This is a genomic window from Aliiroseovarius halocynthiae (genome assembly GCF_007004645.1).
GTDB lineage: Bacteria > Pseudomonadota > Alphaproteobacteria > Rhodobacterales > Rhodobacteraceae > Aliiroseovarius > Aliiroseovarius halocynthiae.
In genome coordinates this window covers 310159-325932 of record NZ_ML660020.1, presented here as the reverse complement: position 1 = coordinate 325932, position 15774 = coordinate 310159, and the positions used below count along the sequence as shown (strand labels likewise).

Below are 15774 nucleotides of genomic sequence, written 5' to 3'. Positions count from 1 at the left end.
GCTGCGCATTGGCGTTACGGGCTTTCAAAAAGCTGATCTAGGTTTTCTTGCAGCGCTGTGATCACGTTAAATGCACAGCGCGTATGTTGATGAACAAAGCGTCGTGATCTGCGGAATACTCGTTCAGATTGGCTTGCGTTCATGCACCCCACTCCTTGTACGCGGACACGCTGCTTACTATCTCAGAAACTTATCATTCTTCACAAACCGAGTTTCAGATGTCCCAAGATCAGCAAAGAAAGAAGAAGTACACCAAGATTATCCTTGTTTATCCAGTTGCTCTAATTATCGCTAGTCTTCTGATAAATATAATATTTTCCGGAGTTGATGGGTTTGTAGTTGCATTGCCGTCTCGTGCGGTAACAGTGGCGATGGTTCTTGCGGCGGTGTTGCTGTTGATAAACCATACATGGCTAATGACCAGCACCGAGCTTACACGCCTGCGGTATGATATGCATGCGACACCCGAGGAATGGGCGGCGAGTGCGAACTCGAAAGACGACGTTTCAGATGAAGCTCTGGAAGAGCTTCAGCGGCGCCATAACGCGCATAGGAATGCGACCGAGAACACAGTTCATTTTGTGTTTCTGGCTATCCTAGTTGGTCTTATTTCGCCGGTGACTATTGCTGCCCAAGTGTGGATCTTGGGATTTGCGGTGGGCAGATTGGCCCACACGTATTTCTATTTGGTTGGCAACGACAATGCACGAGGCTTCGCAATGAGCCTTAGTCTCGTTTCTTTGTATGGGTTGGCCAGCTATGCGGTTGTTAGTCTTTTTGTGTGAACTCTAGAACGCAGGCCGCATTTTGTGCGATGTAACATGCGCTTGTACTGGCGCATAAAAAAGCCCGCGCGTTTGCGCGGGCTTTCAGATCTATGGCGCCATAGTCGGCTTACACAGCCAGGTTCGGAATGATCTGCTTTTTGCGGCTCATGATGCCGGGCAGGACCACGGCGTCGCCCTCGACAGTTGCACCGAAGCTCTTTTCGGCCACGTCCTTTACCACGTCGTTCGGGATCAGCAGGGTGGCTTCTTCCTTCAGGATGTCCACGACGAACAGCAAAACCTCGTCTACGCCATCTTCGGCTGCGACGGTTTTGAAGGTTTCCATCAGGCTTTCTTTACGGCCCAGCGGGATTTCCGGCGCGGTGGTTTCCAGAACCGACACGCGGAACTTGGTGCCCGACACTTCGTATTCTTTCGAATCCATGCGGATCAGTTCGGCGTCCGAGAACTCGGACACGTCCGATTTGGCGGCGAACATCTCGGCGGCGTATTCGGACACATTCACACCTAGATCGGCGGCCAGAGCGGCCACCACTTCGCGGTCGCGGTCGGTGGTGGTGGGCGAGCGGAATTCCAGCGTGTCCGACAGGATGCAGGTCAGGGCAGCGCCTTTGATATTCTCCGGCATTTTTGCGACGTCGTCACCCATCAGGTCGTACATGATGGTTGCGGTGCAGGCCAGCGGACGGATGGTGATGTCGATCGGGCCTTTGGTTTCCAGACCACCGACCAGTTTGTGGTGGTCGATGATGGCCTGAACGTCTGCGCCATTGATGTTGGCGGGCAACTCGGCCGGGTTGTTGGTGTCGACGATGACGCAGGGCTGGTCGTCAGCCACGTCTTCGATGATGTCCAGCATATCGAACCCCCAGCGCTTCAGCATGAAGGCGGCTTCGGTGTTGGGCTGGCCAAGCAGCACTGGCTTTGCCTCAACGCCCTTCACTTCATTCAGATACCAAGCCCAGATCAGCGGCGAACCGGTCGAGTCCGTGTCAGGTGATTTGTGACCAAAAACGAGGGTTGTCATATGCGTCATCCATTATTTTGTGCGACAAGTTTGCCGCCTTATAGGGGGCATGCCCGCCCTTGTCACCTGCTGCAACGCAGCAAGATGGGCGGGCATACCTGTTATGCGCGCGCGTATTCCAGCAAGGTGACACCGTTGTCGTATGGGGTCACCGCACCGGCTGCCCATGACGTCGGGTCGGTCAGTCCCTCGAACAGGCGAATGCCTTGTCCCAGCACGATGGGCGCGCGTTTCAGGATCAGCCGATCAACCAGCCCGTTTTGGGCCACCCACCCGGCGAACATCCCGCCGCCACACAGATAAATCGGTGCGCCGCCGGTCTTTTTCAGCGCAGTCAACTGCGCGAGCCAGTCATCGCGTATCACCGCGACATCAGCATCCTCTGGCACCTTCAGTGATGTCGAGAAGATGTGGTGGTCCATATGCGGATAGGCACGTGCGCCGGGTTCCAACCCGAACGCGTATCCGAACTCATAGGTGCTGCGCCCCATGATCACGGTGCCATAGCTGCCCAACCGTTCAAAATAGGCATCTGCGTGTGGGCCGGTTTGCGGGAAAGCCGAGGCGTCACCGCCCGGTGCTGCGATAAAGCCGTCCAAGCTGACGGCCACGTCATAAATGATCTCTCGCATGAGGGATCTCCTGTCATGTGTAAGTAAACGTTCCCCAATTGGGGTATCTGATGCAGATGGCTTACTTGATCACTGTCAGGGCACTCCTCTTTCTGGGGCGACGATGCCAGCAAATGCGTCAGATGTAAACCGCTTGGCGTGCAGCGGGGTGGCGGATAGAAAGAGGGCATGACGAAACCTGCCGAAACAGAGCTGTACGCCCCGATCAAATCGTGGCTCGAAGGTCTTGGCTATGAGGTCAAAGCCGAGATTGGGGCGGCCGATGTGGTTGCGCTGCGGGCGGGTGATGATGTCCCGGTGATAGTTGAATTGAAGGCGGGGTTTTCACTGACACTGCTGCAACAGGCTGTCGCCCGGCAGGCCATCAGTGATCTGGTCTATGTTGCGGTGCCGCGATGGGCCGGAAAGGCAGGCTGGCGGTCTTTCAAGGGCAATGTCGGATTGTGCAAGCGGCTGGGGTTGGGCGTGGTCTCGGTTCGTCTGAATGATGGGTTTGTGCAAGTACATGCCGATCCCGGACCGTTCCAGCCGCGTAAATCCAAGGTTAGAAAAGGGCGGTTGTTGTCCGAATTTGCGCGACGTGAAGGGGACCCGAACATTGGCGGTACGAATGGTAAGTTGGTGACTGCATATCGACAGGATGCGGAAAAACTGCGCGCCTATCTGGATGCAAGCGGACCCAGTCGCGGCGCTGACGTTGCCAAAGCCACAGGGGTCGCGAAGGCAACAAACATGATGGCGATAAACCACTATGGCTGGTTCGAGCGGGTCTCGCACGGGGTCTATGGCCTGACGCAGACCGGGCGCGATCAGACATAAAACCGTCGCGCAAAGTGTGTATTATGTTGTGCAATTAATCTGATTGTTTTGATCGGGATCAAGTTGCGCTCTCAGTCTTCTGCGCTAGAACGGCGGGGCCAACCTAAGGAATTTTCGCATGCGCTTGCTTCTGACTGCCGCCATACTGACTGCCTTCGCCTCGCCTGCAGCAGCTTTTGACACCATGGAAAAGCTGGGCGAGGCGCTGTTTTTTGACGTGAACCTGTCAAAGAGCCGCACGCAGTCCTGCGCGACATGCCATGATCCGGAATTCGCGTTTGTAGATCCGCGAGAGACGGATGCAGGCCGCGCAGTGTCGCTGGGGGATGATGGTGAAAGCCTTGGGGACCGCAGCGCGCCGACCGCAGGCTATGCTATGTTCACTCCGGACTTCGAACAGCTTGATACAGCCGCTTGGCGCGGCGGTATGTTTTGGGATGGGCGCGCGGCCGGGCTGGCCGGTCAAGCGGGCGGGCCACCCTTGAACCCGATCGAGATGGGCATGCCCGACAAGGCATCCGTCGTTGAGCGCCTGAAAGAAGATGATGTATATATCGCGGCGTTCAAGGCGTTGTTCGGCGATGATGTCTGGGCGTCTGATGAGCGCGTGTATGACGCGATGACACAGGCCATCGCTTCCTTTGAAACCACGCCGCTTTTTGCGCCGTTTGACAGCAAATATGATCGCTACTTGCGGGGCCAGGTCGAGTTGACCTCTGAAGAAGAGTTAGGGCGCGTGTTGTTCACCTCGCAGCAGTTTACAAGCTGCAATCTGTGCCACCAACTGCGCACGTCCCCGATCGCAGCGGACGAGACTTTTACGAACTATGAATACCACAACATCGGAACGCCGGTGAACGCAGAGGTGCGCGGTGTAAATGGGGTCGAAGGGCCAGATGTGGGGTTGAAAGCGAACCCAGCCGTGAATGCAGCCGAAGCGGCCGGGCGCTTCAAGGTGCCGACGCTGCGCAACGTTGCTGTGACTGGCCCCTATATGCATAATGGCGTGTTCAAAGACCTGCGCACGGTGGTGTTGTTCTATAACAAATACAACACCACCAACCCCAAGCGTCAGATCAACCCGGAAACCGGGCAGCCATGGGCCATGCCCGAGATTCCGCAAAATCTGTCGGTTACAGAGTTGACTGAAGGCCCCGCATTGGATGATCGACGGATTGATGCGCTTGTTGCATTCATGAAGACGCTGACGGATCAGCGATACGAGCATTTATTGGAAGATTAAGATGCTTGCTGCGTCGCGGCGTCGAAAAAACACGGGTCGTTGTTGACTCCCTTACAGGTGACTCCTAACTATGCGCCATTAGCACTCGCAACAGGTGAGTGCTAATGGAACGTTAACTGAGCTTAGGGAGCTTAGAATATGGCTTTTACCCCGCTGCATGACCGCGTGCTTGTTCGCCGCGTAGAGAGCGACGAAAAAACCGCTGGCGGTCTGATCATTCCGGAAAGCGCTAAAGAAAAACCCGCCGAAGGTCTGGTTGTGGCCGTGGGCGCTGGCGCCAAGGACGACGATGGCGATCGTATCGCAATGGACGTCAAAGAAGGCGACAAGATCCTGTTCGGCAAATGGTCGGGCACCGAAATCACCGTCGACGGTGAAGAGCTGCTGATCATGAAAGAAGCTGACATTATGGGCATCCTGTCCTGATCGTCTGCTGACTGAATTATCTGAATTACACGAATTTACTGGAGTAAGCTAAATGGCTGCTAAGGACGTAAAGTTCGACACCGATGCCCGCAATGCAATGCTGCGTGGCGTCAATATCCTTGCTGACGCTGTCAAAGTGACCCTGGGCCCGAAAGGCCGTAACGTGGTTCTGGACAAGTCGTTCGGCGCACCCCGCATCACCAAAGATGGTGTGTCGGTTGCCAAAGAGATCGAGCTGGAAGACAAGTTCGAAAACATGGGCGCGCAGATGGTCAAAGAAGTGGCTTCGCGCACCAATGACGAAGCTGGCGACGGCACAACCACTGCCACCGTTCTGGCCCAAGCGATTGTTCGCGAAGGTCTGAAGCAGGTTGCAGCTGGCCTGAACCCGATGGACCTGAAGCGCGGCATCGACCTGGCAACTGCCAAGGTTGTTGAAGGCATCAAAGCGTCTGCCCGTGACGTGAAAGACAGCGACGAAGTTGCGCAGGTTGGCACCATCTCGGCCAATGGCGAAACTGAAATCGGCCAGCAGATCGCAGACGCGATGCAAAAAGTCGGCAACGAAGGCGTCATCACCGTTGAAGAGAACAAGGGTCTGGAAACCGAGACCACTGTTGTTGAAGGCATGCAGTTTGACCGCGGCTACCTGTCGCCCTACTTCGTGACCAACCCTGACAAGATGATTGCAGATCTGGAAGACTGCATGGTTCTGCTGCACGAGAAAAAGCTTTCGTCGCTGCAGTCGATGGTTCCGCTGCTCGAGCAGGTGATCCAGTCGCAGAAACCGCTGCTGATCATCGCAGAAGACGTTGAAGGCGAAGCGCTGGCAACTTTGGTTGTCAACAAACTGCGCGGCGGCCTGAAAATTGCTGCTGTTAAGGCTCCGGGCTTCGGCGATCGTCGTAAAGCCATGCTGCAAGACATCGCGATCCTGACCGGTGGTCAAGTGATCTCGGAAGATCTGGGCATGAAGCTTGAGTCCGTCACAATGGACATGCTGGGCACCGCCAAGAAAATCGAAATCACCAAAGACGAAACAACCATCGTTGACGGTGCTGGCGAGAAAGCCGAGATCGAAGCACGTGTTGCTCAGATCCGCACCCAAGCTGAAGAAACCACCTCGGACTACGACCGCGAGAAACTGCAAGAGCGCGTTGCCAAACTGGCCGGCGGTGTTGCTGTTATCCGCGTCGGCGGCATGACCGAAGTTGAAGTGAAAGAGCGCAAAGACCGTGTCGACGATGCTCTGAACGCAACGCGTGCTGCTGTTCAGGAAGGCGTCATCGTTGGTGGTGGTGTTGCTCTGGTTCAGGCTGGTAAAGCACTGGCTGATCTGGAAGGCGCAAACTCTGACCAGAACGCTGGTATTGTCATCGTTCAGAAAGCCATCGAAGCGCCTCTGCGTCAGATCGCTGAAAACGCTGGTGTTGATGGCGCTGTTGTTGCTGGCAAAGTGCGCGAAAGCGACGACACTTCGTTCGGCTTTAACGCACAGACCGAAGAATATGGCGACATGTTCTCGTTCGGTGTGATCGACCCGGCCAAAGTGGCACGTACCGCATTGGAAGATGCAGCATCGATTGCTGGCCTTCTGATCACCACGGAAGCCATGGTCGCTGACAAGCCGGCAAAAGACGGCGCTGCAGCTGGCGGCATGCCCGACATGGGCGGCATGGGTGGCATGGGTGGCATGATGTAATCAGAATTCGCTATGCGAATTCTGATGCGACAGGCGATTGGCCGTCAGGCCAATCTGCCGAGAGCCATCCAACCATACGACAATAAACAAAGGCGTCCCTCGGGGCGCCTTTGTTGCATTTGAGGGGCGGCTCCTTTGCTTGCGGGATGACGCATGGGTTGCCGTCCGGATTTCCGTTGGATTTCTTGCGATCCTCACTTACAAATCCGATAACACCTCCTATGTTAAGGTTGATAACATCATCTCTATCGGCAAGGGACAGCCATGCTTCGTTCATTCCTTCTTCTGTGCGCCACTTTGATCGCAACCCCCAGCCTCGCGGACGAAGTGTATCGTTTCGGCGAAGACGCGTATATCGCTGGTGACAATGTCACGCTGTCGGGTGACGCCGTGGACGACGCTTTCGTGGCTGGTAATACCGTGGTGATCTCGGCGCCTGTGAATGGGACGGCCCATGCGGGTGGTCGCTCAGTCTCGATTTCAGGACCCGTGGGCAACAACGTCTATGCGGCTGGGATGAACGTGAATATTTCGGGGCCTGTAGACGGAGACGTTCAGCTGTTTGGCGACACTGTTCTTGTGACGGCACCGATTGGGAAAGATCTGCGCCTGGCCGCCCAGCGGGCCGAGATTACAGCATCTATCGGTGATGATGCGCTCATTGGCGCCGAGCATATTTTGCTGACCGGCGTGATCGCTGGTGACGCCAGTTTTTCGACCAAGACCATTAGTTTTGGAGAGAATGCCAAGATCGAGGGCACATTGCATCTTTATGTGAATTCAGAGGATGCCGTTGAAGTTCCCGCCCATGTTGTGCCCGCCGACCGCATCGTGCGCCACGCCACAGAAGCATTTGATCCCTCGGTCGACCCGGAAGGCGGCGCGACCGCCGAACCCAATTCGGGCGGTTGGATGGCTTGGTTGAGCGGCCAATTCACCAGCATCTTGATCCTGGCGGCGCTGGCAACGTTGATCGCAGCGCTGGCCCCAGCATTCCTGATAAACCTGCGTGAACGCACGTTGGAGACACCAATGCGCGCCGTGTGGATGGGCTTTTTGTCGATCTCGGCCCTTGCGGGATCGCTGTTCCTGTTTGCCTTGACCGGCTATGGGATCTTGTTGGTCCCGGCGTCGATCGTACTGGCGTTGTTGTTGGGCGTCGCAGGCTATGTGATCGGCACCTACATTCTGGGCGTTGCCGTTCTGAGCGCGATGAACCGCCCATTGCCGGAGACTCTGACCGAACGCGCGATCGCGGCGGCAGTGGGTGCGGTGTCGGTTACGGTTCTGGCAATGATCCCTGTGATCGGTTGGATCGGCGTTCTGGCTGTGGCCATTGCCGGGGCAGGGGCGCTGATCATTCGCTGGTTTGCCCCAGGCTTTCACACCGAAGTGCGCTGAACAGCGCCCATTGGGTGGATAACTGGCCGATCGGCTCGAACCTTAATGTTGATACGGGTATTCTGGTCTCATGAGATTGACCGCTATATTCGCCCTTCTGATCACCCTAGGTGGCCTGCTTCCAGCCCGCGCAGATTGCGTTGTGCTGTTGCATGGGTTGGCCCGCTCGGAATCATCCTTATGGGTGATGGAAGAAGCGCTCGAGGCCGAGGGCTATAAGGTTGTTAATTTGGGCTATCCTTCGACCAAGGCCGAGATCTCGGTCTTGGTCGAGGCCGCTATACCGCCTGCCGTGGCCCAATGTGGGAAAGATCGAATGCACTTCGTTACGCATTCGATGGGCGGCATTCTGGCGCGTGTTTGGCTTGAGAAAAACCGCCCAGCCAATCTGGGGCGCGTGGTGATGCTGGCCCCGCCCAACAAGGGGTCCGAACTGGTCGATCAATTTGCCGAGTTGGAACCGTTCGAATGGATCAATGGTCCTGCTGGATTGCAGCTGGGCACCGGAGAGAACTCGGTTCCCAATCAGACCGGCCGCCCTCGGTTCGAGCTGGGCGTGATTGCGGGTAACCGGTCGCTGAATCCGATCTATTCTGCTGTGATCGAGGGTGAGGATGACGGCAAGGTTTCGGTCGAAAGCACGCGGATCGACGGTATGGAGGACCACATCACCCTACCCGTGACGCACACGTTTATGATGGTGAACCCGTTGGTCATCGCGCAGGTTGAAAGCTTTCTGCGCGATGGGAAATTTGAACACGGCCTGACCTGGACGGATGTGCTGGACCGCATCGCCACCGAGGCAGGATACCGCAAAAAATCACCCTAGCGACTTTGCGTTTCCTCGATGGATCAGGCGGGAACTACACCGCCTGACTATGCCCGCTTTCATTCATATCATATGCGTCAAAGTGGCGGGCGATGATACGGGCAAGTGGCCGGGATGCGTCACGAATGGTCAGGACGTTATCGATCAGGTCCGTGGTTCCGGGCATCGCGGTCTCAAGCCCACTGACCCACTCAAGAAGGGTCTCTACCGGCAGGGACTGCTCCTTGGCCAGCGCCGCCAAATCAGCCCGGAAATAGCACAGAAGCTCTTCAATAATGCGGCCACGTGCGATGTCTTCGCCTGTGAAACTATGTCCCTTGGCTGCGGCCAGAATCCCGTCCCGTGCAGCGGCTTGGTATTTGGCGGTGGCCGGCTGGTTTTGCGCATAGCCTTGCGGATAGCGCGCAATAGAACTTGCGCCGATACCCATCAGCACCTGAGACGCATCTTCGGTGTAGCCTTGGAAGTTCCGTTTCATCGTGCCCGCCTTATGGGCCTGCGCCAGACCGTCACTTGGCAGGGCAAAATGGTCGATGCCGATCTCGTCATAGCCATTGGCGACAAACAGGTCGCGGGCGGTGTTGAACAGCTCTAACCGCTCTTCAGCCGAGGGCAGGGCCTCGGTCGGGATTAGGGTCTGACGGCGGGCCATCCACGGAACATGGGCGTAACCGAACAAGGCGACTCGGTCCGGGCCAAGGCTGATCAGCTTCTCAACTGAATCTGTGATCCGGGCTGTGTTCTGATGCGGCAGGCCATAGAGGATATCCATATTCAAACTGTCGATCCCGCGCGCGCGTATCCCGTCCACAGCGTCCTTTGTGATTTCATAGCTCTGCGGGCGTCCGATGACCTCTTGGATCATAGGGTCGAAATCCTGAACCCCGATCGATGCGCGGTTCATTCCTGCTGCGGCCAGCGCGTCCAGACGGGTGTCGTCGACTTCCGACGGGTCAATCTCGACCGAGAACTGCGCCCCGTCGGCAAGCGGCATCGTGTTCAGAATGGCCATGGTCAGATCGGCGATCATCTCGGGCTGCAACAGCGTTGGCGTCCCGCCGCCCCAATGCAGATGCTCGATCTCGATCCCCGGGGCCAGAAGCGATTTGATCGTGGCCAGCTCAGCTTTCAGGGTGTCGACATAAGCGGCCACCGGCTCGGCGGTCGAAGTGCCTTGGGTGCGGCAGGCGCAGAACCAGCACAGGCGTCGGCAAAACGGGATATGCACATAAAGCGAAATCTTATCACCTGCTGGAATCGCGCGGATCCAGTTGGTAAGCGTGTCGGCCTCGAAGCCTGCCTTGAAATGCGGCGCAGTCGGATAGCTGGTGTAGCGGGGTACCCGCGCGTCAAAAAGACCAAGGCGTTTGAGTTGCGTAAGTGTCTGCATTCGAATACGCTGTAACACCAAACGCGCCACTGACATTGATCAGGATCAAAGCAAGATACTTCTCTTGTTCAGGAAGCCATGAACGACACCAGTTTCAACCCCAGAGATTGCGGAACCTGCCCGATCCGCCACCGTGCCGTGTGTTCGCGCTGCGAACCAGAGGAGTTGGATCATCTGGACGACATTAAATATTACCGAACCTATGAAGCGGGGCAGCCCGTGATCTGGGCTGGCGACCCTATGGAATTCGTGGCCAGTGTAGTGACGGGAATCGCAACATTGAGCCAGACGATGGAGGATGGCCGCACTCAGATGGTGGGCCTTTTGCTACCGTCTGATTTTATTGGCCGCCCCGGTCGTGAGCATGCCCCGTTTGATGTGGTTGCCGTGACTGATCTGACCTTGTGCTGCTTTCGCAAAAAGCCGTTTGAATCGCTGATGGGGTCGACGCCGTCGATTGGTGGGCGGCTGTTGCAGATGACGCTGGACGAGCTGGACAGCGCGCGCGAGTGGATGCTGGTTCTGGGTCGGAAAACTGCGCGCGAAAAGATTGCGAGCTTGCTTTTGATCATTGCCCGCCGGGATGCGGCGCTTCACAAGCGTTTGCCGAAGGACGGGATGAGCTTCGATCTGCCCCTGACGCGCGAGGCGATGGCAGACTATCTTGGACTGACATTGGAAACGGTTAGTCGCCAGATCTCGGCCTTGAAGAAATCCGAAGTGATAAACTTGCAGGGCAAGCGTCAGGTGCACATCCCAGACCTTCAGAAATTGATAGGCGAGACTGGGGATGATGTGGATGGCGGCCATATCTTCTAGGCCGCCAATATGTGTGCTGTTGCGATGGCGTTAATGCGCCATCAGCACCGGAACTTCTGCAACCTCAAGCATATGCCGTGTCGCGCCCCCAAGAATGGATTCGCGGAAGCGCGAATGGCCATAGGCCCCCATCACGATCAGATCTGCATCCTTGTCGCTGGCATGGCGGTTCAGAATATCTGCCACGCGCGGCATGGTTTTCGCCAGCACCGATACCTCGGCCCGCACGCCGTGACGCGCCAGCATTTGGCTGAGGGATCCGCCCGGGTCTGACCGTTCTGGCCCGTGCTGAGGTGGGTCTATGATGGCGATCGAAACTGACGTCGCGGCTTTCAGAAATGGCATGGCCGCACGAATCGCGCGAAGCGATTCGGAGCTTTCATTCCACGCGATCACCACGTTGGTTGGTGCATGCGTCAAAGAATGCCCGTCGGGCAGCACCAAAACGGGCACGCCGCCATCAAACAAAGCGCTTTCGATGATTGCTTCGGCATTATGGCCGCGCCCTTCACCGTAGGGGCGGGGCAGTACAATCAAATCTGCGAATCGACTGCGATGTGATACAATATGGTTCAGCGTGACCGATTGGGTTGCCAATGCCGTGGTGGACCAAGGCAACACGTTCGAGGCCAAAATCTGACGGACTTCACCTTCGAGTTTTTCGACATCCGTACGAACTTGAACCAAGTTATCCTGAACCATCATTGCCGAGGCACCGGCATAGTAAAACCCTTGCCGTGAAGGGTCTATGCCAAGACAAAGGGCATCTAGATGGGCGTCGAAACGCTCGGACAGGCAGCGCGTAGTGTCCAGCGCGGGCCGATACCGCGAATCGTCCGAGATGATAGTCATGATCGTTTTGTAGTTCATGTCAGGTCTCCAGCCATTGTCCTAATGAGGGTGCCAAGCCTTCGGTTGCGACGCTTTGACATGGGTCAAGCGCCGAAAACCGGCCGGGTGCGTCAAGTTTTGACATGGATCAAGGCATGGTCCCGGGGTTAGGTCCAAACCGACACAAGTCGAAAGGTGTCTCTGCCTCGTGCTGGGGTGAGAAGACATATGACAATGACGAAGGGACGCAAAATGTGGGATTACCTCAAACTGGTGATTTTCGCGCTGATCACAGTATTGGCCGCTATCGCCGCAAGCTATGCCCGCGACGTAGCCTACCAAGTACATGCTATTCTGGTGGTTCTGATCGCGGCAGGCCTGTTTGTTTATACGCTGCGAGGTGTGGGGAACGAAAAGGTCGTTGAAACCGGATATATGGATGGGCCCGTACGCGTGGGCGTTGCCTTGACTGCCTTTTGGGGCGTCGTAGGCTTCTTGGTTGGAACGTTTATTGCGTTCCAGTTGGCGTTTCCTGATCTGAACTTTGCCTGGGCCGAGGGCTATTTGAACTTTGGCCGCCTGCGCCCGCTGCACACATCAGCGGTAATTTTCGCGTTTGGTGGTACAGCTCTGATCACCAGCTCGTTCTACGTGGTGCAGCGCACCTCGGGCGCGCGTCTTTGGGGCGGCAATCTGGCTTGGTTTGTGTTTTGGGGTTATCAGATTGTTATCCTGTTGGCAGCGACCGGATATTTGCTGGGTGCAACTCAGTCAAAAGAATACGCTGAACCCGAATGGTATACTGACCTTTGGCTGACCATCGTCTGGGTGGCCTATCTTCTGGTCTTCATGGGCACGCTGATGAAACGGAAAGAGCCGCACATCTATGTGGCCAACTGGTTCTTCCTGTCCTTCATCGTCACCGTCGCCATGCTGCACGTTGTGAACAACCTGTCGATTCCTGTTTCGCTCTTCGGTTCGAAATCTGTTCAGGTCTTCGCTGGTGTACAAGACGCCATGACACAGTGGTGGTATGGCCACAACGCAGTGGGCTTCTTCCTGACCGCGGGCTTCTTGGGCATGATGTACTATTTCGTGCCGAAGCAGGCTGAACGCCCCGTGTTCTCGTACAAGCTGTCGATCATCCACTTCTGGGCGCTGATCTTCCTGTACATCTGGGCTGGTCCGCACCACCTGCACTACACCGCTCTGCCGGATTGGGCGTCGACCCTTGGCATGGTGTTCTCGATCGTGCTGTGGATGCCCAGCTGGGGTGGCATGATCAACGGTCTGATGACCCTGTCGGGTGCATGGGACAAACTGCGCACCGATCCGGTGATCCGTATGATGGTTGTGTCCATCGGCTTCTACGGCATGTCGACCTTTGAAGGTCCGATGATGTCGATCCGCGCCGTGAACTCGCTGTCGCACTATACTGACTGGACCATTGGTCACGTACACTCGGGTGCACTTGGCTGGAACGGCATGATCACCTTCGGGATGCTGTACTTCCTGGTCCCCAAACTGTGGAACCGCGCAGGACTTTACAGCCTGAAACTGGTCAGCTGGCACTTCTGGCTCGCCACGATCGGTATCGTTCTGTACGCCGCGTCGATGTGGGTCACCGGTATCATGGAAGGCCTGATGTGGCGTGAAGTTGATGCGCAGGGCTTCTTGGTGAACTCGTTCGCTGACACCGTTGCCGCCAAGTTCCCGATGTATGTGGTCCGTGGCCTGGGAGGGGTTCTGTTCCTCACGGGGGCAGTGATCATGTGCTACAACCTCTGGATGACCGTGAAGCGTGCACCGGCTGCTGAAGCAGCAGGCGACGCAGCAGCGGCACCGGCAGAATAAGGAGGGAATGACTGATGGGAATTCTCGACAAACACGTTGTTCTTGAAAAGAACGCAACGCTTCTTCTGGTCGGTAGCCTTCTGGTTGTCACCGTGGGTGGTATCGTAGAGATCGCACCGCTCTTCTATCTCGAAAACACCATCGAGGATGTGGAAGGCATGCGCCCCTACTCGCCGCTCGAGCTTGAGGGCCGGAACATCTATGTGCGCGAGGGCTGCTATGTCTGTCACTCGCAGATGATCCGCCCGATGCGCGACGAGGTAGAGCGTTATGGCCACTATAGCCTTGCAGCTGAAAGCCAGTACGACCACCCGTTCCAGTGGGGGTCGAAGCGGACAGGGCCTGACCTTGCCCGCGTCGGTGGCCGCTACTCGGACGAATGGCATGTGGACCACTTGGCGGATCCGCAGTCGGTCGTGCCGGAATCGGTGATGCCGAAATACGCTTTCCTTTTGGATAAGTTGATCGAGCCGAAATACATCCAGGATGTGATGAAGACGAACCGGATCGTGGGTGTGCCTTACACTGACGAACAGATCGCGAATGCGGAAGCAGACTGGCTTAGCCAAGCTGACCCGGACGGCGACAATTCGGACGTCGATGCGCTCCAGGCTCGTTATCCGAAAGCGCAAGCGCGCAATTTCGATGGCAAGCCGGGTGTGTCCGAAATGGACGCTCTGATCGCCTATATGCAGATGTTGGGTACTCTGGTCGACTTCTCGACCTTCACACCTGACGCAAGCCGGTAAGGAGTAGGGATGATGGACACCTATGGCATTATGCGAGCCTTCGCTGACAGCTGGTTCCTGATCGCGATGTTCGCCTTTTTCGTCGGGGCAGCACTGTTTGCGTTCCGACCGGGATCCAACAAGATCCACAAGGACATTGCGAACATCCCCTTCCGCCACGAAGACAAACCTGCCGGTGACCGGGACTGATGTCCCGGGCGCTCAGCTCAAAAGGAGTTGCGGCAATGAGTAAAAAACCTGTTGAAAAGAAAGAGCCCGAAACGACGGGCCACGAATGGGACGGCATTCAGGAGTTTAACAACCCGCTGCCTCGTTGGTGGGTCTGGGTGTTCTACCTGACCATCGTTTGGGGGATCTGGTACACAATCGCCTATCCTGCATGGCCGATGATCAAAGGGGCCACGGCTGGTTACCTTGGCTTCTCGACCCGTGCGGAAGTTGCTGACGAGATCGACCGCTTCAAGGGCATGAACAGCGAACTGGAAGCTCAACTGGCTTCCGCTGACTTGACTGCACTGGAGCAAGGTTCGGATCTGCACAACTATGCCATTCAGTCGGGCCGTGCGACCTTCGCCACCTGGTGTTCGCAGTGTCACGGTTCGGGAGCAGCTGGTAACGTTGGCTATCCCAACCTGTTGGACAATGACTGGCTTTGGGGCGGTGCGCTGGAAGATATCCAGACAACTGTTGCCCACGGCATTCGTTCGGAAGATGACGACGACACGCGTTATTCCGAGATGCCCGCCTTTGGCGACGACTATCTGAGCGACGAAGAAATCGCACAGGTCGTGGCCTATGCCATGTCGCTGTCGCCAGAGACCAAAGATGCTGCTGACATGTCGTTGGTTGCGGATGGTGCTGTCGTCTTCGCCGATAACTGCTCGTCCTGCCACATGGAAGATGGCACGGGTGATCGCAGCCAAGGTGCGCCGAACCTGACCGACGCGATCTGGCTGTTCGGCGACGACAAAGACACGATCACCTCGATCGTGTCGGAAGGCCCCTATGGCGTGATGCCAGCCTGGAGCGGCAAGCTGACTGACAGTCAGATCAACGCTGTGTCGGCATATGTCCACCAGCTGGGTGGCGGCGAATAAGCCTCGGCCTTTGGCCAAAGAAATTTGCCCTCGCGCAGCTGCGCCGGGGCAGCCCAAGATCCGGGGCCTCACTCCCCGGTCAAAGGCACCGACCTCTGATCCTGTTCGCGCGTTTCTCCGAGGTCGGTGCCGTCCTAATTGAAAACCCGGGTGCCAACGCATCCGGG

The 15774-nt window shown here is 56.7% G+C and carries 16 protein-coding genes; 12 read left to right on the top strand and 4 right to left on the bottom strand.

From position 1 onward, the window contains the following. The first annotated feature begins 218 nt into the window (after positions 1-218). Positions 219-785, top strand: coding sequence for an MAPEG family protein (locus FIL88_RS10495; protein ID WP_142853809.1), 567 nt, complete (start codon positions 219-221; stop codon positions 783-785). Positions 786-894: 109 nt separating this feature from the next. On the opposite strand, the gene FIL88_RS10490 is transcribed toward FIL88_RS10495, so the two are convergent. After that, the gene (locus FIL88_RS10490; protein ID WP_142853808.1) at positions 895-1815 is read right to left on the bottom strand and encodes a manganese-dependent inorganic pyrophosphatase; all 921 of its coding nucleotides are present in this window, start codon (positions 1813-1815) and stop codon (positions 895-897) included. Between the two features lie 101 nt (positions 1816-1916). After that, on the bottom strand, positions 1917-2447 hold the full coding sequence (locus FIL88_RS10485; RefSeq protein ID WP_142853806.1) for a dihydrofolate reductase family protein: 531 nt from the start codon (positions 2445-2447) through the stop codon (positions 1917-1919). A gap of 168 nt (positions 2448-2615) precedes the next feature. Between FIL88_RS10485 and FIL88_RS10480 the strand changes: the two genes are divergently transcribed. The 6 genes from FIL88_RS10480 (at position 2616) to FIL88_RS10455 (ending at position 8867) form a co-directional block, all read left to right on the top strand. Next, a complete protein-coding gene (locus tag FIL88_RS10480) occupies positions 2616-3266 on the top strand; it encodes a DUF2161 domain-containing phosphodiesterase (protein WP_142853804.1) in 651 nt (216 codons plus the stop codon). A 118-nt stretch (positions 3267-3384) separates the two neighbouring features. After that, positions 3385-4509 (top strand): cytochrome-c peroxidase, encoded by a 1125-nt coding sequence (locus tag FIL88_RS10475; RefSeq protein WP_142853803.1) that lies wholly within the window; start codon positions 3385-3387, stop codon positions 4507-4509. Positions 4510-4647: 138 nt separating this feature from the next. After that, a complete protein-coding gene (locus FIL88_RS10470; protein ID WP_108855428.1) occupies positions 4648-4935 on the top strand; it encodes a co-chaperone GroES in 288 nt (95 codons plus the stop codon). Positions 4936-4987: 52 nt separating this feature from the next. Further along, on the top strand, positions 4988-6637 hold the full coding sequence (groL, locus tag FIL88_RS10465; protein WP_142853802.1) for a chaperonin GroEL: 1650 nt from the start codon (positions 4988-4990) through the stop codon (positions 6635-6637). 264 nt (positions 6638-6901) lie between these two features. Beyond that, a complete protein-coding gene (locus FIL88_RS10460) occupies positions 6902-8038 on the top strand; it encodes a hypothetical protein (protein WP_142853801.1) in 1137 nt (378 codons plus the stop codon). 70 nt (positions 8039-8108) lie between these two features. After that, on the top strand, positions 8109-8867 hold the full coding sequence (locus FIL88_RS10455) for a lipase family protein (protein ID WP_142853800.1): 759 nt from the start codon (positions 8109-8111) through the stop codon (positions 8865-8867). 34 nt (positions 8868-8901) lie between these two features. Here FIL88_RS10455 and hemN read toward each other — a convergent pair whose 3' ends face one another. Next, positions 8902-10257 (bottom strand): oxygen-independent coproporphyrinogen III oxidase, encoded by a 1356-nt coding sequence (hemN, locus tag FIL88_RS10450; RefSeq protein ID WP_142853799.1) that lies wholly within the window; start codon positions 10255-10257, stop codon positions 8902-8904. A gap of 78 nt (positions 10258-10335) precedes the next feature. Here hemN and fnrL point away from each other — a divergent pair, with 78 nt between their 5' ends. Beyond that, the gene (gene fnrL / locus FIL88_RS10445) at positions 10336-11076 is read left to right on the top strand and encodes a transcriptional regulator FnrL (RefSeq protein WP_142853798.1); all 741 of its coding nucleotides are present in this window, start codon (positions 10336-10338) and stop codon (positions 11074-11076) included. A 30-nt stretch (positions 11077-11106) separates the two neighbouring features. Here the strand turns inward: fnrL and FIL88_RS10440 are convergent, their stop codons facing one another. Beyond that, positions 11107-11946, bottom strand: a complete 840-nt coding sequence (locus tag FIL88_RS10440; protein ID WP_142853797.1) for a universal stress protein — start codon at positions 11944-11946, stop codon at positions 11107-11109. A 213-nt stretch (positions 11947-12159) separates the two neighbouring features. Here FIL88_RS10440 and ccoN point away from each other — a divergent pair, with 213 nt between their 5' ends. Genes ccoN through ccoP form a run of 4 tightly spaced genes read left to right on the top strand, consistent with a single transcriptional unit; the run spans position 12160 to position 15607 of the window. Next, positions 12160-13761, top strand: coding sequence for a cytochrome-c oxidase, cbb3-type subunit I (gene ccoN, locus FIL88_RS10435; RefSeq protein WP_142853828.1), 1602 nt, complete (start codon positions 12160-12162; stop codon positions 13759-13761). Between the two features lie 14 nt (positions 13762-13775). Continuing rightward, positions 13776-14510, top strand: coding sequence for a cytochrome-c oxidase, cbb3-type subunit II (gene ccoO, locus FIL88_RS10430; protein ID WP_142853795.1), 735 nt, complete (start codon positions 13776-13778; stop codon positions 14508-14510). A gap of 9 nt (positions 14511-14519) precedes the next feature. Next, positions 14520-14699: a cbb3-type cytochrome c oxidase subunit 3 gene (locus tag FIL88_RS10425; RefSeq protein ID WP_407642362.1), complete on the top strand. Its 180-nt coding sequence runs from the start codon at positions 14520-14522 to the stop codon at positions 14697-14699. Between the two features lie 35 nt (positions 14700-14734). Beyond that, positions 14735-15607, top strand: a complete 873-nt coding sequence (ccoP, locus tag FIL88_RS10420) for a cytochrome-c oxidase, cbb3-type subunit III (protein WP_142853794.1) — start codon at positions 14735-14737, stop codon at positions 15605-15607. Positions 15608-15774 lie beyond the last annotated feature (167 nt).

Excerpts from the sequence above, each read along its gene's own strand:
- FIL88_RS10480 (WP_142853804.1), top strand. The coding sequence starts at position 2,616 with ATGACGAAACCTGCCGAAACAGAGCTGTACGCCCCGATCAAATCGTGG.
- FIL88_RS10425 (WP_407642362.1), top strand. The coding sequence starts at position 14,520 with ATGATGGACACCTATGGCATTATGCGAGCCTTCGCTGACAGCTGGTTC.
- FIL88_RS10475 (WP_142853803.1), top strand. The coding sequence starts at position 3,385 with ATGCGCTTGCTTCTGACTGCCGCCATACTGACTGCCTTCGCCTCGCCT.
- FIL88_RS10440 (WP_142853797.1), bottom strand. The coding sequence starts at position 11,946 with ATGAACTACAAAACGATCATGACTATCATCTCGGACGATTCGCGGTAT.
- FIL88_RS10485 (WP_142853806.1), bottom strand. The coding sequence starts at position 2,447 with ATGCGAGAGATCATTTATGACGTGGCCGTCAGCTTGGACGGCTTTATC.
- ccoP (WP_142853794.1), top strand. The coding sequence starts at position 14,735 with ATGAGTAAAAAACCTGTTGAAAAGAAAGAGCCCGAAACGACGGGCCAC.
- FIL88_RS10460 (WP_142853801.1), top strand. The coding sequence starts at position 6,902 with ATGCTTCGTTCATTCCTTCTTCTGTGCGCCACTTTGATCGCAACCCCC.
- FIL88_RS10490 (WP_142853808.1), bottom strand. The coding sequence starts at position 1,815 with ATGACAACCCTCGTTTTTGGTCACAAATCACCTGACACGGACTCGACC.
- ccoO (WP_142853795.1), top strand. The coding sequence starts at position 13,776 with ATGGGAATTCTCGACAAACACGTTGTTCTTGAAAAGAACGCAACGCTT.
- FIL88_RS10470 (WP_108855428.1), top strand. The coding sequence starts at position 4,648 with ATGGCTTTTACCCCGCTGCATGACCGCGTGCTTGTTCGCCGCGTAGAG.
- groL (WP_142853802.1), top strand. The coding sequence starts at position 4,988 with ATGGCTGCTAAGGACGTAAAGTTCGACACCGATGCCCGCAATGCAATG.
- fnrL (WP_142853798.1), top strand. The coding sequence starts at position 10,336 with ATGAACGACACCAGTTTCAACCCCAGAGATTGCGGAACCTGCCCGATC.
- ccoN (WP_142853828.1), top strand. The coding sequence starts at position 12,160 with ATGTGGGATTACCTCAAACTGGTGATTTTCGCGCTGATCACAGTATTG.
- FIL88_RS10495 (WP_142853809.1), top strand. The coding sequence starts at position 219 with ATGTCCCAAGATCAGCAAAGAAAGAAGAAGTACACCAAGATTATCCTT.
- hemN (WP_142853799.1), bottom strand. The coding sequence starts at position 10,257 with ATGCAGACACTTACGCAACTCAAACGCCTTGGTCTTTTTGACGCGCGG.
- FIL88_RS10455 (WP_142853800.1), top strand. The coding sequence starts at position 8,109 with ATGAGATTGACCGCTATATTCGCCCTTCTGATCACCCTAGGTGGCCTG.